Genomic DNA, 22,613 nt, shown 5'->3' with positions numbered 1-22,613 from the left:
TCGATTGCATTCTTACCAGTAATTGCTTCCTGCATCCGATGAATAATAAAACTTGTATCTGTATATTCTATTCTATATAGTTTGTTTTTTTATTCTTAAGAATCAACGTGATAGTAACAAATGAAATAGAATATATGGACGGTAAGACCGTATGTCGAGGCTTTATTGCTTACGATAGCAATTTGACTCAACCTCTTTCTGCTGTGATGGTAGTTCATGATTGGGTTGGTCGTAGTGAAACTTTTTGTAATAAAGCCAGACAACTTGCGGCATTAGGATATGTCGGTTTTGCAGTAGATATGTATGGGCAAGCCCGAACAGGAGCTGATAAAACAGAAAGAAGAGCCTTAATGGCTCCTTTGATGCAGGATAGATCTAAATTAGCCGCACGTATAAACGCAGCGGTTGATGTATTGACTCAATTACCTTGTGTAGATAAAACAAACATTGCGGCCATAGGTTATTGTTTTGGCGGGTTATGTGTGTTGGATTTGGCTCGTTCACAGGCAGATGTTAAAGGCGTTGTCTGTTTTCATGGCTTGCTTACTTCCCCTGAACATTCGAACTATCAACCGATTAACAGTAAAATACTCATTTTACATGGTTATGATGATCCCTTGGTTAAGCCCGATCAAATAAGTCATATCGCAGGTGAAATGAATGAAAGAAAAGCCGATTGGCAAATTCATATGTATGGGCACACGCAACATTCGTTTACTAATCCTGAGGCCAATGATGATGAGATGGGATTGCATTATAACGAGAGTGCTGATCATCGTTCCTGGATAACTACACTGGATTTTTTACGTGAGCTCTTTCTTTGATCTTATGAATTCGCCGTGGGTTTAAAATAGTTCAAGAGAGATGGTTGTGTTACCTGGTTTTGAACCGTATTAGATCATAACTTCAGAATATTTAGTGCATTAAGAGATAGAAGTTCTTTTTTTCGTTGCTCCGATAATTTCAATTCAGAGAACACGTGTTCTGAATAATCAATCCAATGTTTAATATCCATTTGATCGGTTTGTCCAAGATCTGAACTGTATATGACTCGTGGCAACGAGCTGAGTACTTCACCAAAATCTTCTTTAGTTTGATGCTCTAATACATAGGTCAACAGAGTTTGCTCTATCCAGATGAATTCGTGTTTGGCTAATTCTTTTAATTGTGTGGCATTTAAATTGGTGAGCGGGTTTGCTGGTTGATTAAGCAATAAAGACCTTACATTGTATTGGATACAGGCATCTACCAATTGATAGAGTTCATCAGCTGATGCATGCCCGGTAGAAAGGACAATGGGATAATCTTTTGCCATCTTTAATACATCAATTACTTCATCCCGCAGTTGGTAGTGATCATTAAAAAGTGTTTCATGTCTCAGACTATACGGGGCTAATTCCGGATGAGTCACTGTTCGAGACAATCGTGATTTGATTTTTCGTCCCGTTATCGTGGGGAAATGTACAATCATTCGGGCAGGTATTAGGGGTTGATATTCATTCAGCGCCTGGAGAACCGCCCTAAAATTTATTCCACCTGCGATGTGATTTAATACTAATGAGGGCAAGACAGGTAACCCTATTCTTTGAGCCAGAGTCGCCTGAATACTGGTTGCTCCCAGATGACTTTTTAAAACGACAGCTCCATTGATGCTTTGATAGATTTTACCTGCTTCAAGAGCATCCCAACGGCGCAGATAAAGATCGGGATTGGCATGATAGTGAATATCAATCAACTTATAATCATCAAGAGCCTGCAAGATAATTCCTTATTTTTTATCATCTAACCAAGGTTGATCGTAGTGAAACCTGGTTCTGGCCTGTTTAAGAGTACTGCCCGATTTAACTGCAGATTTTATCTTGTCTTCGGTTGATTTAATATTTTGCACCTTATCGATAACTTCTGCTAACCATTGTAAGGGAATTACAATGACTCCATTATCATCTGCAACTATCATATCGCCAGGATTGATGGGTACTTTATTAATGTTTAATGAACATTGTTCCCCTGTTTTGTGAACACGATTTTTACCTGAGCGCATAGAAACATCAGTACAAAATAAGGGATATGTAACAGTGCGAATATTTTTTACATCACGAACTGCTCCATGAACTACAGTACCTGCAATATGATTTTGCAGAGCAACCTGTGTCAGAATATCACCCCAAACAGTACAGTCATTTTGACCATGATTATCGATTACAATTACAGAATGAGGGGGGACTTTATCGATATAATTCGCAGCATTTTTGAAAGTTGATGATTTGTTTTTATTCGGTTTATACAGGACAGTATAAGCGGGTCCAACAAGCTTCAATCCAGGTGTTAAGGGTTTAATATGCAGTAATGCGCCTTCAATACCACAGGAATCAAGCGCGTCTGATATCTCTGAAGTACTGTATTCTTTTAGTTTCTGGATGGTGGTGGATAATGAATCCTTCTCCTTGAGAGTAAATGAAGCGTCTCCACGTTCGACTTGTATTTGCGTATAGTGATCAATAATTGCCTTAGCCATATCCTTCGTCGTGCTAAAGCCTCCCAAATCATAGGTAATAAAACGTCCTTCACGGACAACCGCGGCTACCGAATCACTAATTTTTTTTGCTTGCACATTAAAACCAAAATGATTCAGGAGCATAGAAATTGTCAAGAACATTGCACTTGGATTGGCACTGTGAGTTTTCATTTGTGGTCCACTACCATGAACCGGCTCAAAGTAACTGCTTTTTTCGCCAATATTGGCGCTGGGCGCAAAGCCTAAGCCTCCCATAACGCCAGCCCCAACGTCAGATAATATATCGCCAAACATGTTTTCGGCAACTATTACTCCAAATTCTTCTGGTCGTTTAATCAACCATAAAGCTACTGCATCCACATTTAATATGTCTGCATTGATGTGAGGATAGTGACTGGCAATATCCTCAAATAATTCTCGGGCAAAATTACTGCTTTGGCGCAAGACATTGGGTTTATCTGCAAAGGTAACCCGATTAATGCCTTGAGTTGATGCGTAGTCAAAGGCAAATTGAAATAATCGGATTAATCCCGATTTTGTTTGTAATCTTAAAGTACAGCTGATCTCATTTGCTGGAATAGTGCGCCAGCGTTCGTTTTCATAGATTAAATCATTGATTGATTCAGGCAAAGGATAATAATCAAAGCCCGAATAAAGGCCTTCTGTATTTTCACGGATAATGCAAAAATTAAATTCTCTTTTTTCGTCTTTAATAGAAAAACATGGTCTGATATTGGCAAACAGATCCAGCTTTTGTCTTAATTGAATAATAGGTGAAAGATAATTGAGTTTGTCATACTGAAATTGAGTTGCCAGTTCTTTGATAGCCTCTCTTTGAGGTTTACTGGTGATTGCTCCTAATAATGTGGTATCTGAATTAGATATGAGTTGCCAGGTTCTCGCGGGGATTGGCGTGCCTTCCGATTTCCAATAGGACCATCCGATGTCCCCAAAACTCAGACGTATAGGGAGTTGCAATCGTTCAAATATAGGAATTGCTGCGTGGGTCACTTCTGCGCCGATTCCATCACCAGGTAACACTGCAATGTTTAAGTGCTTATTAGCGTTAAGCATTCAAAGCCTCCCATAGTGCTGTTTGACAATAATGGGGGTTATCTCTTAATACTCTCATTCCTGCTTTGGGAACCTGAAGTACGGTGCCTGTTTTAGGTTCAACTACATTGTCCTTGTTTACTAAATGAGATTGCTCTCCGATTAAATGCAGATGATTGACGGTACATGATGTAACTATAGACGTTGAATCACTTTCCAAAACTCGATTTAATCCATAGATCACGCGATTTGCCGATGCTGGATTGTTTAAGGATTCATGGGATTGTTGGGGGGCGTCATTGGGATAATAAACGTGTTGATAAAGCCTTTGGAGCGCCAGATCAACCTGATTGTTTTTACACAGTGCAATGACCTCTTCAAGTTTGTTTCTGAGGGGAAGATCAGCATACGTTGGCGTTGAAAACAACACTATGGGTTTTCCAGTGTTAGCGAATAAAGAAAAGCACTGTTGAATAATGACTCCACCAAATGAAAATCCAAAAAAAGCATCATATTGAGGAATGTACTCGTTTAGTTTTTGCGCCCATAACTGGTAAAAGGATGATTTGGGAACGTCTTCCATAATACACAGTGAGTCAATGGGGTGAATACTGTATTCACTCTCAAGAAAGGTTAGTGGGTTGACAACTAATTCAATGTACGATGGGTCAGGAGTATCCGGGGTCAGGACCAGTATTTTCTTTTTTTTCATTATTATCTCATGTGCAAATCCAGAAAAGGTTAATTTCCAGGAATAAGTTTTTGCGTCAATGATTTAAGATCGGCGGTTGAAAAATCGGAAATTCCTCTGATAAACTCATCCATTTCAATAGCCTCATGACCAATATTAAGTGCATCCCGTACGTAGTTTGATGCAGTTAACACCGCTTGTAAATCATATTTTTTAATATTATTGGCATGCAGGTAGGCAATGAAAAACTCTGTTTTAAGGTTTCCTGTTCCTTTGCCCATACCGGCAAGAGAGGCATCAATAAATTGAACTCCTGAACTTAGTGCCGCCAATGCATTTGATTGGGCTAAACCAATATTATCATGGGCATGAAACCCAAAGGGAATTGAGTAATTCGAAGTATAGCGCTCATAAATTGCTTTGATCCGCTGAGGTAAAATGCTGCCATTTGAATCTGCAAAATATATTATATCGGGTTTGTAGTGACTGACCTGCTCAACCACTTCATCTAATTCGTCATCTGTATAGTAGGTCATATGGATGAAATTCACCGAAATCAGTAATTTCAATTTTTGCGCCAGTTGAATTACAGGAAAGGCTTCAGCTAATTTATTTTTGGCAATACAAATTCTCAACAATCCCACACCGCACTCTTTAAGCTCTAACAAATCGTCTTCAGAAACATTATTGGGATGTGCCATGACGGCGATCGTTGAATTTTTAATTAACGATTGGCAAAAGAGGAGATAATCTCTGTCCGTTACTCCAGCCCTGCCTATATTTTCTATAGGATGCAAAGAGCCATTGCGGTAACCAATTTCAATGAATTCTACACCAGAATTATCAAGTGGCAGCAAAATACCGCGCAATTCATCATCAGAAAAATGGAAGTTAGTTCGATGTCCTCCGTCTCTTAAGGATGCATCTAATAGCTGGACTGAGTTCATTGATTACCTCTATTACACCATGGAGTATTTCGTAAGATCCGTATATTTTAATTATAGTACTTATGCATTTAATAATCTTGGAAAACAGGATATAAAATACGGGTATTTAGCTGTGACAAACAGCTTGGAGCAAAGGTATCAAACTGCTAACCAATACAATACGCCCAAAATGACACTTACTGTAAAGGCTCTCATATAAAAAGCCGTTGGTCTATGTGTATAGAGGGCATATAAATAACTGAATGGGTGGCGGTAGATAAAAGAACGCATGATAGTTTTGGTTACGAGATGCGGTTTACCCGTTAACGGAAGTTCGTGAATACGAATACTGGGTCTATGATTGACTTCAATTATTACGCCATGGGATTGGCTTATTGGAATATTGATATCAGTACATTCTACGTCAATACCGGCAAGGCCCAGATTTAATATTGAAGCAACCCTGCTCATTAGTTTACGATTTTCCTTGCACATCTGATTCCCCAAAGACTCATAGGTACCTCCTCTGGTTGCATTGGAGGTGTATGCCAGTATTACACGCTCTCCTACAGACGGAACATAATCGGTACTTTTTCCTAGATCGTTCAGTTTGATTTTACCCTCATCATCAATAACAATCGGTCCTAAAAAGTCATTAATTATTTTTCGTTGTTTATTAGTCAGTTCAACCAGTTCTTCGATATTATGTGTTCCATCACCAGTAACGAAGGCGGGATATCTTTGGACAACTCCTATTACCCGTCTGTTAAATACCAGAACTCGATATGAATTTAAATTTCCGTGAAACTCTTCGATCATTAAAAATTCATAAATGGAAAAATAGTGATTTAAAAAATATATGAGCTGGTCGATAGACTGAATATTGCAAAGTACATCTTTGCCTTTAGAACCATCTAATAAGGGTTTTAAAACTAAAGGGAATTTTAGGCCGGCAACAAGTTCCTTAGTTTTATTTTGTCGAAAGTCATCAACATGCATAGCGACAGCATTAGGTACAGGAATGCCTGCTTTTTCCAGTAATTTGCTCGTACAATATTTATTAGCTGCTATGTTTGAACTGCTGATGTTATTAAATGGGGTTTCACTCTCTCGAAACAGATAGTGACGAGATCCCAGTTTTAGCTCAAAACCATTAATTTCAACTACTGGTTTTACCGGCAGAAATAAAGCCTTAGAGCTTTTATAATAACGTTCAGCGTTCCTGTCTATGGTGATTTCTCAGTGATGATTTAGTCAGTTTTTACGAGAAACACTCAATCTCTTCGTTAAAAGGAATTTAAATTCGGTCATTTTGTTTGTCTAAGCTCCCTTATTAAAAACTCCTTTTGCCTCGGTCTTGGGGTTTTTCGTAAATCCTGATAGTTCATAGGTATAATAATCTTATCATAATTATTAAATCCCAGTAGTGGGAAGATTGGTATATCCATTGATAAAATAAGTAAAATTAGGATTTGGTGACAACACACTCTCTGTTTCAGATGAAATAACCAATGTGTTTTTTGCTTTATTGAATCTGCTGATCCTACTCATCCTACCTGCACAGGCAGGATGAGTTATTAAGTTCAGGGTTAGTGGTTTTGAATTATGAAACTCTTTGTATTCTACCTTCTATGGTTGCAGTGAATGGTTGCGGTAATTTTTTAATATAATTCATGACGGTATCCTGATCGCTTTCACCTACCTTGATAATTGTTCCTCGTGCCATTACTGAAAATACACCGCCTCCAGTAGCCAGAAAATTATTAGTGGCGATTGTATAGGTTTTACTCTTAATCAGTGGTTTATTTTGATGGTGTATGGTGATGACTTTATGTCCTACAGGTTTTGCTGGGTCATAACTATAAGTCAGTCCTGAAATTTGCAGCATGTTATCATAGGGACCCATCCATTGTTGCTCAAAGAGATCATAGAGATCCTGCCCTGTTAACGTAACATTGACTATAGTATTGCCAAAGGGCAGAACGGCATATACATGCCCCCAGTTAACAATGCCGGATTTTATATCATCGCGCATACTACTCGGATTAGTCATGCCTATATCGGCATCCATTTCTGCTTTAAATGCATCAGCTACAAGATTGCCCAGGTTTGATTCACCTTCATTATTTTGTTTTCTTGATAAAGTATTTTGTGCTGTTCCTATATAGCTGTTTATTATGGGTTCTACTGTGTCTTCTGCTAATTTAACCAACTGCAGTGCTTTTTCATCGGGTTGTGTTCCAGGCCCACGGTTGGCATAAGTTGTGATAATTCGAGCAGATTTTTGTTTCACTTTATGGCTCTTAGCATCGACTTTCAAGGTTACTTCTGCAATAGCGGCACTGTAACTGTATGCCTGGGTAACCAGAATATTGACCCCATGATGATTGGGAATATAGGCATTCAAAAATTGATGGGTATGACCGGCCATCACCACATCCACATCATCGTCTAATTGTTCGATTACTTCATTAATTCCACCTTCAACATGAGAGTTGGTCTTGGTATCTCCTTCATAGGGAGCCTGATTGCCTCCTTCGTGGATTAGCACAATAATGATTTGAGCTCCTTGCGCTTTCATTTTCGGAACATACTGATTAATGGTTCTGGCTTCATCCAAAAATTTAACCCCTTTGGCATTATCAGGGAACATTGAACCCGCTGCATTCTTTAATACAGCACCGATAAATGCTACTGGCACACCATGTATCGTTTTAATGACATAGGGTGGGAACAGTGGTTTTTCGGTTTTTTCATCAACTATATTTGCAGAAATAAACGGATAGGCGGCTCCCGGATAATTCGGCAAAGAAATCCAGTTATCTGTTGGTGGGTTATCCGTGCCATAAATCAAATCAAACATGGCTTTTTGACCTTTATCGAATTCATGATTCCCAACTGTTGCAACTATATTACATTGGGGATTCATCCGAGCTTCTGTACTGCAGTGTGTATTGCCCAGGCTGTTAGTAAACAGAATACTTGGTTCATCATGAAGTATTCCGGAAGAAGGAGGGGAAGCTCCTACCTGATCTCCCATGATGGTGATTATCGTCCGATCTTCCATACCGGCTTGTGCCTGCTTAATGTATGCCGCGAGAACAGCAGCTCCTCCGACCGGCTCATTTTTAACCATTCTGCCCGTACTGATTTGACCATGAAAATCATTAATTCCCAATATTTTTATATCAATCAATGGGGGATTAATGGTGGAAGGAATGTCTGCAGCATTAAGAACAGCGAATGGTATTACACTAAATATTAAAGTCAGGGCACTGACTAATTGTTTCAACTTATTATTATAAAACATGATATTTCATATCCTTGAAAATATAGAGCAGGCAGTTATTTTTAAAAAAAACAGGATGAGCGGTATTGTTTACAATTCTTTCAGACCATCCTGAACGCGAAGAATAGTATCAGTCTTGACCTAAAATAAACAGAGAGCTGATTGAGATAACAGTGATAGTAAAAGGACACCAATAGGGGGGCGGCTAAGTAATCCCTCCTAATATGGAACAGGGATTAAGTGCTTATGCAACAAACAAATTGAGTTATCAAAGGCCATAATTGCGAGCCGAGGTATCCCCCATCATTCTAGTGAGGATAATTATTTACTATTCAGTAGAAATGTTCGTCTTTGCGAGCAACGCGAAGCAATCCAGAACACATATCCAATAAGGCTCCGTTGTGGATTGCTTCGCGTTGCTCGCAAAGACGGGTATTTATATGATCATTAAGGTATAAATAAATATATTCTCGGTGTTATAAATTAAGGTATCCCCTCATAATTCTAGTGAGGATAATGATATACGATTCAGTATAAACGTTCGTCTTTGCGAGCAATTCGAAGATCGATCTGTTATTACGCATGCCATACACAAAATTGTCTGTTCAAAATGTGTGGGGATTTCTAAAGGGTGATGTTATCGATTACCTTGAAGCGAAAATTAGTGTTGAGAGTGTGTAAAAAGGGTAGGTCTGAAAGAAAAACGGTAGGATTCACAAAACAGCAGCCTGTTGCTATTGCTGATAATCTTTGGCTCCGGCAATAATGAGCTTGTATACACGTTCACTAATAATACCTTGCTCAAATTTTGCTTTAGCGTCCCAAGTCATTAATTGACCTTTTTGGCGTACTAATTTACGAGTAGCAGAAGTGACATCATTAGGATCTCCCTCAAGAAGAATGTCTCTGACTTCTTCATCAAAAACCAGATATTCTCGTAATGCAACTCGTTTTTCGTCAACAGTAGGAACCAATTTTTGCCAGATACACAGCCTTATGGTTTCCAGAATATCAATGGTTCTTCCCAAGCGCTCTTCGCCTGAAAAGGAGGTAACCAATCGACGCATGGTTTCCGCAACTCCTGATGTATGCAGTGTTGTATACACAGGATGTCCTGTTAGAGCAGCCTCAAGCGCCGCGCTTATTGTTTCAGCATCCCGGCACTCCCCGACCATAATCAAACGGGGTTTTCTTCTTAAAGCATTTCGTACTCCATCTGCGAAGCTGGGCAGATGACGGGGAATTTCAGATTGGCTGACCACAGAAGAAATGGTTTCAATTTCATCATAAACGAATTCTATAGGTGATTCATAAGTTAACACTTTTCGGTTGGAATCAGCAGTTTCAATTAATTCTCGAATGATGGATGCCAGAAGAGTTGATTTACCCGAACCCGTTGCTCCTGTGATGAATACAATACCTTCCTGAGGCGCAATGGCTTCAAGTATGTTATCTGGTAAATTCATACTACTGAGATGAGGAGGAGTGGTTGGGATGGTTCTGAGTGTCAGCTGAATGGCATCATGTCCCTCAACCAGACAGGCTGTACCGTTGACCCTGTATCGATAACGAACACCACGATTTGGACGAAACTCGTAGTGAGTATCGATGTCTTTTCCTGATAAGAGTTGTGTGGTTGCATTGGGGCCATAGATTGCGTTGATCAAATCGCCCAATTCGGTATTAGATAATCGTCGATTGGTTATTTTCAGTAATTTGCCGTAGACCTCTGCATAAATGGGTTCACCGGTCTGTATGGTAATATCCGATGCATTCAAACTTTCCGCATGCTCCAGCATTCTATCCATAAACACTGGAGTAAATCGTGTAGGTTCATCAGGCATTAAATTAATATTACTCATAAGTCATCATTAATTTACTGGAGCTATGGTGGGCTGCCAAGATTTATTCGTTATGATAATTTTAGACTGATTCGCGAGTTTTTCCATGTTTTTAAACTGTTCCAAAGCATTTTCGTCTTTGGCAACAGCGGCTTTCCATTCACTACTGTTAATATTCAGTGCTGGCAATGCAGTAATTCGCAGGACTCTGTCATCAATATGGATTTCAGAACCATCTCCTGTGACACCCAGATCTGTATGAGAGACGTAAGGCGGAGTTACCATATTCATGGCCAGCAATTTTCTGTAGAGAATCATTCCACCGAAGTCTTCTTTAATACGGGATATGCTTTCTTCAAGGATGGTGTTCGCTTGTTCTATACCATTCTTCCAACCTTTTGCCGTATATATGCACCATAACTCTCTTTCTGCTTTGGTTTTAGGGAGCAAGGTGGAGTTGGGGGCTTCCGGTTTGACATAGTCCATCCATAAGTATTGACGCCAGGTGGGTGGAGTAGTAATAAAATGTGCCTGTTTTGCAACTTTATAAGTGCGATCCGATACGCGTATACTCTGAGCATCAGCCAGATTCAGTGTGTTTCTGCCTTCGAGTAATACTGGAGGTAATATATTATGTTCCAGAACCAGAGAATTAAAATCGTAAATCGTATCCAGATTTCTAGCCTGTTTTGTTAAATCCTGGTCAATGATTTTTGCTCGCCATGCTAATCCAGCCTGAGCACCTAAACTTAAAGCAATATCCTTCAATGCCATTTCGCGAATCTTGCTCATTTTTTTCTTGGATTGAACTCGGGTGTACTTGGAATTAGCCATTGATTGAATGCCAGCCAATGAGCCAGTATCTCCCAGATTTCCGCGGGAAGAGGAACAGGCTATCAGCAAGGCCGACAGAATAATGGTTAAACTAGGAATAAATTTTGGCATAGCGCAATTCAACAACCTGACTGTTAGGGTATACATGAATATTGGCTTTTTTACCTGCCTGGTAGTCAATATCACGAAGTAATTCTGCCAAGCTCACGTCTTTTAAGCTCAGGCTTATTAAAACAGGTACCGCAGGAACTTGTCCGAGGACACGCAGTTTAAAATGAGCTGCCTTGGCAATGCGGGCTGTAAGTTCTTCAATGGGACCTGACCAGTCAACACTGGCTCTTGCCTGCATGTTATAAGCATTGGGTATTGTTAGTGTATTGTCTTTGCTTGGTGGCAAAATCACTTTCTCAATTCGAGCCATTTCAAGCATAGAATCACTTACTGATACAGCCGCTTCTGCCAGTTTGATCGTAGCATCGTCACTGGGATTATTGACGGGTGGTTTTCTAAATGTACCAGTACAGCCAACAAGCATGGCTGATACAATAAACATTATGACAATCTTGTTGTTCATTCAATGTTCTTTAGTGTCTAGGAGTATTAGTTTGATTGAAACAGGAGCAAGGCTCCTTGTCAAGATATTGTTGTTCAGAGTTTTTGAAATAGGCCAAATATAACTTGACCAGCTTGTTTTAATTTTAACTGCTGCCAGTGTTGTTCATCCAATTCGATAGTTGTTGGAGATTCAATATAGACAAGACCTCCCTGAGGCAGAAGCTGTTTTTGGTTAATGATATCGATGCATTGAGGTATATAGTTTTTTGCAAATGGCGGGTCTAAAAAAATTATATCAAACTGGTCGGTACATTTTTGTAGATAAGATAAAGTATCCGCTTTGACCAGCTTTAAAGCCGTTTGGTTAAATTGAGAAATAATGTGGCGTAGACTGGCATGAGCGAGCGGAGACTGTTCAAGAAATACCACTTGTGTTGCTCCACGTGAAAAGGCTTCAAGACCCAAAGCACCACTACCTGCAAAAGCATCCAGGCAGCGGGCTTCTTTAATGTCCTTCATTAACCAGTTGAAGAGGGTTTCCCGGACTCGATCAGGAGTTGGTCGTAAACCTTCTACTTCGGGGAACTGAATTTTTTTCCCTCTGAACTGGCCACCAATAATTCGAATACTCTGTTTCAAGATTGTCCTACGGTTACAAGTAATAATTTATCGGGATTGACTTGTTCTTTGAACGCCTGCTTTATTTCATCATGAGTGACCGCATTGATTCGCTGAACGTAAGTATCTAAATAATTTTCGGGTAAGTGATAAAATGCCATACGCAGTAATAATCCTGCAATATTACGGTTACTGGCTAATGACAGTGGGAAGCTACCAGTCAAGTATTGTTTTGCGGAATCCAGTTCTTCTTTACTGGGGCCATTGGAGATAAAACGATTCAAGGTGTTATGAGTAATGTCCAGCGCATTCGTCGCTTGATCGTTTTTGGTCGATAAACTGATGATAAAGGGTCCTTCTCCGGGCATGGGAACAAATTGACTGTCCACACCATAAGTTAAACCTCGTTTCTCTCTTACTTCTACCGCTAATCTAGAAACCAGGGCGCCACCACCTAAAATATAATTCCCTACGATCAGGGGAAAATAATTAGGGTTATGGTGATCAATTCCGACTTGACCCAACCGGACTACAGTTTGTGAGGAAGGGAACGGAATATTGATTCGCTCTGCATTGCTTAATTGATTGGCCTTTGGAATGGGGCCTGCTGATGTACCTTTTGGCAGCTCCTGAGTTAATTGTTCCGCCAATTGATGTGCTTGTTTGTTGTCAAGGGCTCCGACCATGACCAGAACCGCATTGTTGCTGACATAATAGTGTTTGTAGAACTCAACAACCTGTTTTTTCGTAATGTCGCTTAATGTTGGAATTGTGCCATTAACCGGATGAGCATAGGGATGCTCCTGGTATAAAGTCTGGAAAAAGTTAAGACTTGCTACATCATCGGGAGATTCATCAACTTGCTCTACAGCCATCAGTTGTTGCTGTTTTTCATTTTCAAATGCTTCATCAGGAAAATCGGGATGATTAATTATTTGGTTAAATACTTGGGTTGATTGTTCAAGCGCGTCTTTACTGGTCAGAGTTCTTAAACTAAAAACCGTCATATCTCTGCTGGTTTCTGTATCAAACTGGGCTCCTGTATCAGCCAGAGCTTCGGCTACAGCAGTCGCATCCTTACCCCCGTTGCCTTGATTCATCAAATGCGCCGTTAACGCGCTGAGGCCATATTGAGTCCCATCATAGGCAGAACCCGCAGCAAAGGCCATGCTTATGTCCAGCATGGGTACTTCCATGGCTTGATAGAATACAACCTGTACTCCATTTTTGGTTAGCCATTTTTCTGTTTTAAATGTATTTGCACTTACATGTTGTGAGCAGAGTACAATCAGAGCTGTAATTATTGCATAGAACTTTCTCATGATTTTACCTCATTATTTTTCGTTGGTTTTAATTCTGCCTCAGTCATATTCGACTCCTGAAAATATCGCTGAGCAGTTTGCTGAATTTGTTCTGGTGTGATGCTGTTAATTGCCTGGGCATAATTGTTGGTATTTCTCCAGCCAATACCTACTGATTCTAACAAACCTAACTCCATGGCTTGTCCAAAAATAGAATCTTTTTCAAATGTTTTCTGAGCAATGATTTGATTTTTTATCCGTTTCAGTTCCTTTTCACCCACTGGAGTTGTCTTCAACGAGTTTAATTCGGCAAGGAGTCCTTTTTTCAGATCAGCCACCTGAGCATTTTGACTGGGTGCACCATACATAATGAATTGAGTCTGATATCGTGCATATAAATTGTAATAAACGTCTGCTCCAGTCGCTACATGACTTCCTCTAATCAGATTTTTGGCAAAACGTGCACTTTCTCCTGAGTCCAGGATGCCTGCAATGAGTTCTAATGCATAAGGTTCCCATGAGTTCTGTGCTGTTTTAACACTGGGGACTGTATAACCAATCATGAACAGGGGTAATTTTGCTGGCGCTTCTATGATTATCGATTTTTTGCCTAAAGCAGGTGGTTCAATTTGTGGTTTTCTTTCGACAACCGCTTTTTTTGCAATTGATCCAAAATACTGTTGGGCAAGGGCATGCACTTTTTCAGGATTCACATCGCCAACGACCACCAGGGTAGCATTGTTGGGTGCATAATAATTTTGGTACCATTTTTTAAGATCTTCTACTTTCATTTGTTGCAATATATTCATCCATCCAATAACTGGATGGTTGTACGGTGCTGATAAATGAGCAGTAGCCAGAAAACGTTCAAAGGCTAATGCCTGTGGATTGTTATCGGTGCGCATACGACGCTCTTCCTGGATTACTTTGATTTCTTTGGCAAATTCATCGGCATCAAGGAGTAAATTGTTCATTCTATCTGCTTCCAGTTCGAAGCTGGTTGCTAATCTGGACGCATCGATTTTTTCAAAGTAGGCTGTAAAATCATTATTGGTGAATGCATTTTCCTGACCGCCCTGTGCAGCAATCGTTTTGGAAAATACTCCCAGAGGGAATTTTTTAGTTCCTTTGAACATCATATGTTCGATAGCATGTGAAACACCGGTCAGTTCACCTGGCTCATCTGCTGAACCTATGTTATACCAGATCATGGAAACAGCTATAGGCGCGCGGTGATCTTCTTTAACCAATACTTTTAATCCATTATTCAAGATATACTCTTGTACTTGGCTAAAGGTCTGGCAAGATAGTAACATAAACAGGGTGATGAGTATTTTGCGCATAAATTAACCTCAAAGCAAAAAAGCTGATAGAATTTCATATTTCTCGGGAATTGTACACTAAAATGATTAAATGGTTTAAACGAAATCAAGGTTCAGCACCTGTTGAGGTCGCTGAACATCAAAATATTCCAGCAGAAGACAGCATGGAAACCCTACCTGATTCAGATATTGAAGAGGTGGGAGCCGAAACGCTGCAGCCCAAAGAGGGACTATTTGCACGCCTGAAACGAGGCTTAAGCAAAACACGTCATCAACTTGGTGATGGTATAGGTCGACTGTTGCTTGGCAAAAAAGAAATAAACCAGGATTTATTGGAAGAATTGGAAACTTTGTTAATCAGCGCCGATTTGGGGATAGATACAACCCAGGCCGTTTTGAAACAAATTACTGATGGTTTGGAACGAAAACAATTATCCGATGGTGATGCGATTTATGAGGCATTGAAACTTCATTTACAGAACATTTTAGGGCAAGAAAAACAGCCGCTGTCATTGGAAACGCCAGATCATTCTCCTTTTGTCCTGTTAATGGTTGGTGTGAATGGAGCAGGTAAAACAACGACTATAGGCAAACTGGCAAAACAATTCCAAAAACAGGGTAAAAAAGTGATGTTGGCTGCTGGCGATACGTTCAGAGCCGCTGCAGTGGAGCAATTGCATGTTTGGGGGGAGCGGAATGACATTCCTGTTATTGCACAGCATACCGGTGCTGATAGCGCTTCGGTAATTTTTGATGCGCTTCAGGCTGCGAAGGCTCGAAAAATCGATGTGTTAATTGCGGATACCGCAGGTCGTTTGCATACTCAAAATAATTTGATGGAAGAATTGAAGAAGGTAAAACGAGTATTGCAGAAAATAGATCCTAAGGCGCCACATGAAACGATGTTGGTCCTGGATGCGAGTATAGGACAAAATGCCCTGAATCAGGCTCGTCAATTTCATGAGGCGGTAAATTTAACCGGGATTACCATGACCAAACTTGATGGAACAGCCAAAGGTGGAATATTATTTGCCATAGCTAATGATTTGGGGATACCATTTCGTTATCTGGGAGTCGGTGAGGGCATAGAAGATTTACGGCCCTTTGATGCAGCGCAATTCGTCGGTGCAATATTCAATGATGATCACATTTGACCAAGTTAGTAAACGTTATCCTGGTGGCTTCGAAGCATTAAGTCAGGTCAGTTTTTCCATGCAAAAAGGCGAAATGGCTTTTCTTACCGGCCATTCTGGCGCTGGAAAAAGTACGTTCCTTAAATTAATTGCTTTATTGGAGTGGCCGACATCAGGTCAATTAATTGTGAATGGCCTGAAATTAAATCATCTTAAAAAAAGAGATGTTGCCGCACATAGAAGTCATTTGGGAATTACTTTTCAATCCCCTCATTTACTTAATGATCGCACCGTATTTGATAATGTCGCCCTTCCATTACAGATTCAGGGATTATCTTATCCCATGATTGCCAAGAGAGTACATGCCGCCCTGGATATGGTCGGATTGTTGAGTAAAGAAAAAATGTTGCCCTTGCATCTTTCCGGAGGAGAACAACAACGTGTAGGGATCGCTCGTGCCGTGGTTCATAAACCGGCATTGTTATTGGCGGATGAGCCAACAGGAAATCTGGATCCCAAATTGTCTTCTGAAATCATGACCATATTTGAACAATTTAATCAGGTTGGTGTAAGCATCTTGATTGCTACACATGATTTAGCTCTGATTGCCAGAATGAAGCATCGTATTGTGATGTTAAAGGGAGGACGCCTGTGTTAAAAAGGACGCAATCACTGTTCGTGTACCACGTTCAGGCTGCTACTCAAAGCTTCAATTTATTATGCCGTAAACCTCTGGGAACGATGATGACGGTAATCGTTATTGCCATTGCGTTAGCTTTACCCGCTCTTTTTTGGGTTTTTACTGATAATCTTGGGAATTTGACCATTGGATGGCAACGTGGCGGTCATATCTCATTGTATTTGAAACCTTCCCTGACTCAGGCCGAGCAAGTGAAACTATTGGAGAAAGTACGCAGTACCGAGGGTACTGGGCAGGCTACATTAAAATCATCTGAGGATGGATTGGCTGAATTGACTCAACAGGAAGGCATGCATGACATTATGCGTTATCTTCCTGAAAATCCTTTACCTTCCGTCATTGAGATTGTTCCCGCACTGATTATCGATTCACCAGCAAAACTGGATTTGCTCTCAAGGCAATTAAAAGCTTTGCCGGAGGTGGAGCAAGTCAAGCTGGATATGGAGTGGATTAGTCGATTGCATGCCATACTGGGCTTTGCAGCTAATTTGGCTAATGCGCTTATGGCCTTATTAGCCTTGGCTGTCGTTTTAATTATTGGTAATACCTTACGTTTGGCCATTCGTAACAGGCAGGAAGAAATCCAGATTTTAAAATTAATTGGCGCTACCGATGCGTTTATCCTGAGACCCTTTTTATATTCTGGTATTTGGTACGGGATGGCAGGGGCAATTTTTGCCGTTTTTTTAGTGAATATATTTATTTTGAGTTTAGGTGTTGTCGTTAACCAATTGGCAGTTGCTTATCAAATGCACTATCCGTTAGCAGGTCTGTCAATAAGACAAATCTTGCTACTTGTGATTTTTGCGATTATACTCGGGTGGCTTGGAGCCAGATTGTCTGTGAAAAGGCAATTGGCTTCTATAGAACCCTATAATTAATGTATAATATATTTACTAATAGTTACTTTAGTGTTGATAGCTGGAGGAAGTAGTATGAGTCAACAGTTGCAACTTGCTGCAATGAATCTACCCGTTGGTAGTCTTGATTCCTATATTCATCGGGTAAATCAAATTCCAATGCTGACTTTGGAAGAGGAAATTGCTTGTGCTGAGCGTTTTCATGCTGAAGGAGATATTGAAGCTGCGAGACGTCTGGTACTTGCTCATTTACGTTATGTGGTTCGTGTCGCACGAGGTTATTTAGGTTATGGTTTGCCTTTGAATGATTTAATTCAGGAAGGCAATGTCGGCTTGATGAAGGCTGTAAAACGTTTTGATCCTAAAATGGGTGTCCGACTGGTTTCTTTTGCGGTTCACTGGATCAAAGCAGAAATTCATGAATTTGTTTTGCGTAATTGGCGTATTGTCAAAATCGCTACAACCAAAGCACAGCGCAAATTGTTTTTTAATCTACGCCAAATGAAAAATCGTTTAGGCTGGTTTAGCAATGAGGAAGTGGACGCTGTAGCGAAAGATTTGGGCGTGAGCCGTGAAGATGTATTAGTGATGGAGCAACGTTTAAACGTTATGGACTCGCCTTATGATGCTCCTGAAGCTGATGATAATGATGACGCCTATAAAGCGCCTGAGCGTTATTTATTTAATGTTAATGATGATCCTGCTTTAATGCTGGAAAAAGAAGATACTGGTGATCAGGGGCGTGAGCAATTGATGTGTGCCATGGAACAGCTTGATGCACGCAGTCAGGATATTCTGCAGCAACGCTGGTTAGCTGAAGAAAAATTAACCTTACATGATTTAGCGGACAAATATGGTGTATCTGCAGAACGTGTCAGGCAGCTTGAAAAAAATGCCATGAAGAAAATCCGTCAATATATGGAAGGTTAAGCACGGTTTAATTGTTCGAATTTAAAAAATCACAAACCAGCTGTTCCACGCGTTCATCCATTAATACGCTTACATGATCTGCGTCAGGCAACAGCGACAGGTGTGCATTTTTATACTCTCTGCAAAAGATAATCGATTCTTTCGGTTTGACAGTTATGTCGTTCTTTCCATGAATGCATAAAAAGGGGGTATCAGGGGTTTGAGAAGTAAAATATTTTAAACGAATAAGTTTGGGATCAATTTCTGCCTGCTGACGGATTAACTGGCGTAGCTGTAAATAACCAGTTCCACTGAGTTTCAAGCGTCTTGCAATGGTGTTTACTGGACTGCGCATTTGAGTCGGCGAAGCGATTAATACAACACGGTCCGGCTTGGAATTCAACTGCCATTCGGGAAGTTGACCCGCTAAATTTAAAGTACTTAATAACATCGATCCACCAAATGAATGGCCTATTACGCCGTGAAATGGACCATATTGATTGATGGTTTCTTTTAAAATTGCTATAGCATCTGTCCAGGGAAGTTGTAACCCGCGGGCTTCTCCATGTGCTGGAAAATCCAGGGCATAAACATCATAACCTTGCAGATGCAGATGTCTGATCAATCGCACCATATAGGCTGCACGCGACATCCAACCATGGGAAATCAGAATTTTCTTGCCATTGGGGTTTTTAGCAGGAGCAAATCGGTGGATTACATGATGACGAGGAGTTTCTTTATGAATGACTTCACTCCGTTTACCTTCTACATATTCACAAGCCATTTTGGCAAAATCCCGATACTTTTTTTCTAGCGGAAAATGGATGGGTGTTATGAATAATTGGTAACAGAGTTGCGCATGAATAAAATCCCGGATGTATGTGAGTGAATTGGTCATCATGATGATATTTCCCTCAGGGTTTACTTTAAGTTTAGACCAAAACTGAAAGAGATCAGATAGTTTCTTAATTTTTCGCACCATTGCGACACCTAGACCTCATGATTCATTACGTGTCACATTGATGAATAGATGATTGTGAAATGATTGTTTTTGAACTACATGAGAAAGGCAATCCTACTATCTGGGTTCTAAATTGGTTCGGAAACTCTGTCTAAATATTCAAAGATCTTTTTGAAATGAACAATTAAGTTTATGAACAAACTGATCCGTTTGAGTTGGGTATGCATGATTGAATTAAGGACTCCCCTCCAGCGGAAAAAAACTTTAAAAGGTTACAATGGAAATTAATTCAGTTAAAGTAAAAAAGTAGTCTATTCACATCTCACTCATAAATGGATTTAGGAGCGTATATGTATAATGAACTAATAAAAGCATCTAGCAATACATCTTTAGACCATACAGTCCTCAGTGCAAGTGAACCACCAAATACTGTTGAGCAACCTGATAATGATTTACTCTATGAAGCCATTCGTAAGGGAGATCTGGAGCGTACTCAACTTCTGATAGAAGAGGGTCTGGTTCTGCATAGTGATCAATATACGCCCTTAATGTTGGCATGTTTTTATGGTCATTTAGAACTGGCTAAATTGTTTTATAAAGATAACGCCATAAATGAGCGGGATGTATACGGAAACACAGCACTAATTCATGCAGCATGGAATGGCCACACGGAAGTTGTTCAATGGCTTATTAGTGCAGGAGCAGACATTAACGCAGTGAATATCAGTGCTGACTCAGCCTTGTTAGTGGCGTTGCGATTTGAACATCCTGAAACCGCAAGATACCTGCTTACTCAGGACACAATTCAAACAGATGTACCTAATTCCTTAAGTTATGAACCATTGGTTATTGCACTTGTTCATGGATACCTCGATATTGTAGAACGCTTATATAACAATCATGTCGATTTAAATAAGCAGTACACTGAAAATAATACTCTGTTGCATATGTGCGCAATGGTTAATAACTTACCCTCAATGCACTGGTTGCTTGAACATGGTGCCAATCCATGGGTGAGCAACGGAAATCATATGACCCCTGTACGAATTGCCGCATCTCGAGGATACACAGAGATGGTGAGTTCTTTGATTGCCAAAATGAAAAATCATCATCATTTTTCAGAGGAATTGGATTACATACTGTTAGGGGCTGCTTGCCAAGGCTATGGAGAGATCATTGATTTAGTATTAGCTCATAAACATCATTTTCCAAACATCATGATGCAAGTAGCTTTACTTCAAGCCACAGTAACCAATAATTGGACTATGGTTGCCAAGCTGTTAGATATCAACCCAGGTAAAGCTTTAAAACGAATCAATAAGCATTATGATTATGGTGATTTTGAGTACAATTACGGCAATACGTTATTGCATTCAGCGGCAGTGAACGGGCACTTGCAGATGGTGCAAAACCTGATAGCTCATGGTGCTAAAGCGAGTGCCAGGAATTACAATAATGATACAGTTTTGCATTGTGCTGTTCGAAGCGGAAACATCGATTTGGTTCGATGGTTGTGTAACCAATATATGCCGGTTAACCAGCAAAATGAACAGGGCAATACTCCACTTCACTTAGCAGTTAAATTGAACAACTTGCCTATGGTACGTTGTTTATTGCTCCATGGATCCAGCTATAAAATTGAAAACAAACAAAAAAACAGTGCTGAATTTTTAGCGAAAAGAAATCCTGAATTAGATCAATTATTTCAAGAAATGAGAGCTAAAGATCTGAAGCATTTTGGTATAAACGATCTTCATCTTGCTGCCGCAACTCATGAAGAAAAAGCGTTATTACAGATTTTGCCCCTTCATCATGATTTTAGTTTGAAATCGGAGGATGGACTTACCCCAATTCAGATTGCTGCGCATATGGGAAATTCTGGCACACTGGCTATCATGTTGTTATGGGAAGCAAAAGGAGATAAAAAAGCGGCCAGGATTTTAGCTAAAGAACTGAAAGAACACTATGAGGCTAAATCATCCGCGTACTTAGGTATAACTAATGCGATTAAGTCAATCGATAGCTTTCCAGCTCATCGCCTGGACGCATTAATTAAGCTGTACAATTCTTGCCAATATCCAAATGTTGAAAATAAGCCAGTGCACGATGAAAGAACAGTTCAAAATTCATCACCACGCTGGAGGGGGTTTTTCTGCGTTGATAACCGTTCCTCCAGTTCAATTACAGAGGAAATTGAGGAGGATTCTGAGAATGAAATTAAATCTGTTGCAAGCCAGAATCATTAAATAAAATACGCTGGGGTTGTAACACGTTGAATGCAGTGATGCTATGTGATCAGTTCTCTTAAAATGAAGATAGTGTTATTCCTCCAACAATAAGTACAGGAGTCCTCGTATGAACTTGAGAACTATCTTAAGTTCATTCGAGAGCTCAACTTATCGGTGGTTAGTCGATCCAGGACTAGTCTTTTTTTTGTCAACAAGCCATCATGTTGTCCTGTTCTTTATCAGGGGTCTGATACCGGAGCTAAGGGCGTCAATACGGGCATTAGCATCAATATCAACGAGTAGGCAATCAGGAGGTACATTCCGTACTCCATTGTACATGATGAAGTTTGACACTTTAATCAAAAAGCCCTTTTTATTGACAAATAGGTCATAAAAATGATTAAATTGATTCTATTTTAAACTACATGGGGGCTTATAGTGATCACAACCTATTCAAGTAAAATAAAGGCTTTTAAATTAATTGCAAGTCATTTGGCGCTGCACGATGAAGTATTTAAACTGGATCAGTTACGCAAACATTCCGACGTAATGGAACTGATTGGACACCCTAAAAATCCTAGTCTTTTTAATATTATGGACAAAGCCAAAACGCTTTTTTCAACGTTCCGTAGACAAATGGAACAAGTGGAGATGACAATTTTGACGGCAGTTCAATCGCGGTCCGATTTAGATACAGCACAAGCAGTAGCAGCGATTTGTCTTAGTGAGCAAAATGATGAATGCAAATTGGCTGAATTATCATCATATCTTGAAACTAAGGTACAAAAAGCAGACTGTGAATACAAACCCGGGTTTTAAACTTTGGGGATTGGTATACAGCGCCCTAATTAAATGATTTTAAACGGAACTCGTTTAG

Annotated in this window: 20 protein-coding genes; 7 read left to right on the top strand and 13 right to left on the bottom strand. The window is 40.0% G+C overall.

Going from position 1 to position 22,613, the window contains the following annotated elements; translation table 11 throughout:
* Positions 1-107: 107 nt before the first annotated feature.
* The gene (locus Lqua_RS02960) at positions 108-824 is read left to right on the top strand and encodes a dienelactone hydrolase family protein (RefSeq protein WP_083501237.1); all 717 of its coding nucleotides are present in this window, start codon (positions 108-110) and stop codon (positions 822-824) included.
* A 74-nt stretch (positions 825-898) separates the two neighbouring features.
* Here Lqua_RS02960 and Lqua_RS02955 read toward each other — a convergent pair whose 3' ends face one another.
* From Lqua_RS02955 to Lqua_RS02900, 12 genes are all read right to left on the bottom strand, one after another.
* Positions 899-1,759 (bottom strand): DUF6282 family protein, encoded by an 861-nt coding sequence (locus Lqua_RS02955; protein ID WP_058472796.1) that lies wholly within the window; start codon positions 1,757-1,759, stop codon positions 899-901.
* Between the two features lie 9 nt (positions 1,760-1,768).
* Complete coding sequence (locus tag Lqua_RS02950; RefSeq protein WP_058472795.1) at positions 1,769-3,589, bottom strand: isocitrate/isopropylmalate family dehydrogenase; 1,821 nt, start codon at positions 3,587-3,589, stop codon at positions 1,769-1,771.
* Positions 3,582-4,280, bottom strand: a complete 699-nt coding sequence (locus Lqua_RS02945) for a hypothetical protein (RefSeq protein ID WP_058472794.1) — start codon at positions 4,278-4,280, stop codon at positions 3,582-3,584. The genes Lqua_RS02950 and Lqua_RS02945 overlap by 8 nt, the downstream gene beginning before the upstream one ends.
* A 29-nt stretch (positions 4,281-4,309) precedes the next feature.
* The gene (locus Lqua_RS02940) at positions 4,310-5,206 is read right to left on the bottom strand and encodes a beta/alpha barrel domain-containing protein (RefSeq protein WP_058472793.1); all 897 of its coding nucleotides are present in this window, start codon (positions 5,204-5,206) and stop codon (positions 4,310-4,312) included.
* A 138-nt stretch (positions 5,207-5,344) separates the two neighbouring features.
* Complete coding sequence (locus Lqua_RS02935; protein WP_274519349.1) at positions 5,345-6,322, bottom strand: UDP-N-acetylmuramyl peptide synthase; 978 nt, start codon at positions 6,320-6,322, stop codon at positions 5,345-5,347.
* 466 nt (positions 6,323-6,788) lie between these two features.
* Complete coding sequence (locus Lqua_RS02930) at positions 6,789-8,495, bottom strand: bifunctional metallophosphatase/5'-nucleotidase (RefSeq protein ID WP_058472791.1); 1,707 nt, start codon at positions 8,493-8,495, stop codon at positions 6,789-6,791.
* Positions 8,496-9,208: 713 nt separating this feature from the next.
* A complete protein-coding gene (gene dotB, locus Lqua_RS02925) occupies positions 9,209-10,318 on the bottom strand; it encodes a Dot/Icm type IV secretion system ATPase DotB (RefSeq protein ID WP_058473068.1) in 1,110 nt (369 codons plus the stop codon).
* A 27-nt stretch (positions 10,319-10,345) separates the two neighbouring features.
* Complete coding sequence (locus Lqua_RS02920) at positions 10,346-11,260, bottom strand: type IV secretion system DotC family protein (protein WP_058472790.1); 915 nt, start codon at positions 11,258-11,260, stop codon at positions 10,346-10,348.
* A complete protein-coding gene (gene dotD, locus Lqua_RS02915) occupies positions 11,241-11,723 on the bottom strand; it encodes a type IVB secretion system lipoprotein DotD (RefSeq protein WP_058472789.1) in 483 nt (160 codons plus the stop codon). Before dotD ends, Lqua_RS02920 begins: the two co-directional genes overlap by 20 nt.
* A 74-nt stretch (positions 11,724-11,797) precedes the next feature.
* Positions 11,798-12,343 carry a 16S rRNA (guanine(966)-N(2))-methyltransferase RsmD gene (gene rsmD / locus Lqua_RS02910; RefSeq protein WP_058472788.1) on the bottom strand — a complete coding sequence of 182 codons (546 nt, stop codon included), beginning with the start codon at positions 12,341-12,343 and terminating at the stop codon, positions 11,798-11,800.
* Positions 12,340-13,644 (bottom strand): M16 family metallopeptidase, encoded by a 1,305-nt coding sequence (locus Lqua_RS02905; protein ID WP_058472787.1) that lies wholly within the window; start codon positions 13,642-13,644, stop codon positions 12,340-12,342. Before Lqua_RS02905 ends, rsmD begins: the two co-directional genes overlap by 4 nt.
* Positions 13,641-14,966 carry a M16 family metallopeptidase gene (locus Lqua_RS02900; protein WP_058472786.1) on the bottom strand — a complete coding sequence of 442 codons (1,326 nt, stop codon included), beginning with the start codon at positions 14,964-14,966 and terminating at the stop codon, positions 13,641-13,643. The genes Lqua_RS02905 and Lqua_RS02900 overlap by 4 nt, the downstream gene beginning before the upstream one ends.
* Positions 14,967-15,028: 62 nt before the next feature.
* Between Lqua_RS02900 and ftsY the strand changes: the two genes are divergently transcribed.
* Genes ftsY through rpoH form a run of 4 tightly spaced genes read left to right on the top strand, consistent with a single transcriptional unit; the run spans position 15,029 to position 18,568 of the window.
* Positions 15,029-16,099 carry a signal recognition particle-docking protein FtsY gene (ftsY, locus tag Lqua_RS02895; protein WP_058472785.1) on the top strand — a complete coding sequence of 357 codons (1,071 nt, stop codon included), beginning with the start codon at positions 15,029-15,031 and terminating at the stop codon, positions 16,097-16,099.
* Complete coding sequence (ftsE, locus tag Lqua_RS02890) at positions 16,086-16,736, top strand: cell division ATP-binding protein FtsE (RefSeq protein ID WP_058473067.1); 651 nt, start codon at positions 16,086-16,088, stop codon at positions 16,734-16,736. The genes ftsY and ftsE overlap by 14 nt, the downstream gene beginning before the upstream one ends.
* Positions 16,730-17,659, top strand: coding sequence for a permease-like cell division protein FtsX (gene ftsX, locus Lqua_RS02885; protein WP_058472784.1), 930 nt, complete (start codon positions 16,730-16,732; stop codon positions 17,657-17,659). The genes ftsE and ftsX overlap by 7 nt, the downstream gene beginning before the upstream one ends.
* A gap of 54 nt (positions 17,660-17,713) precedes the next feature.
* Positions 17,714-18,568 (top strand): RNA polymerase sigma factor RpoH, encoded by an 855-nt coding sequence (rpoH, locus tag Lqua_RS02880; RefSeq protein ID WP_058472783.1) that lies wholly within the window; start codon positions 17,714-17,716, stop codon positions 18,566-18,568.
* A 7-nt stretch (positions 18,569-18,575) separates the two neighbouring features.
* Here the strand turns inward: rpoH and Lqua_RS02875 are convergent, their stop codons facing one another.
* Positions 18,576-19,448: an alpha/beta hydrolase gene (locus tag Lqua_RS02875; protein ID WP_058473066.1), complete on the bottom strand. Its 873-nt coding sequence runs from the start codon at positions 19,446-19,448 to the stop codon at positions 18,576-18,578.
* Between the two features lie 410 nt (positions 19,449-19,858).
* Here Lqua_RS02875 and Lqua_RS02870 point away from each other — a divergent pair, with 410 nt between their 5' ends.
* Together Lqua_RS02870 and Lqua_RS02865 are read left to right on the top strand one after the other, a co-directional pair.
* Positions 19,859-21,754, top strand: a complete 1,896-nt coding sequence (locus Lqua_RS02870) for an ankyrin repeat domain-containing protein (RefSeq protein ID WP_058472782.1) — start codon at positions 19,859-19,861, stop codon at positions 21,752-21,754.
* Positions 21,755-22,174: 420 nt separating this feature from the next.
* A complete protein-coding gene (locus Lqua_RS02865) occupies positions 22,175-22,555 on the top strand; it encodes a hypothetical protein (protein WP_058472781.1) in 381 nt (126 codons plus the stop codon).
* Positions 22,556-22,613: the final 58 nt, after the last annotated feature.

Origin of the sequence: Legionella quateirensis (assembly GCF_001467955.1) — a bacterium.
In the GTDB taxonomy this organism is placed as follows: Bacteria; Pseudomonadota; Gammaproteobacteria; order Legionellales; family Legionellaceae; genus Legionella; species Legionella quateirensis.
The sequence above is the reverse complement of the archived record's forward strand: the minus strand, read 5'-3'. Positions and strand labels throughout refer to the sequence as shown.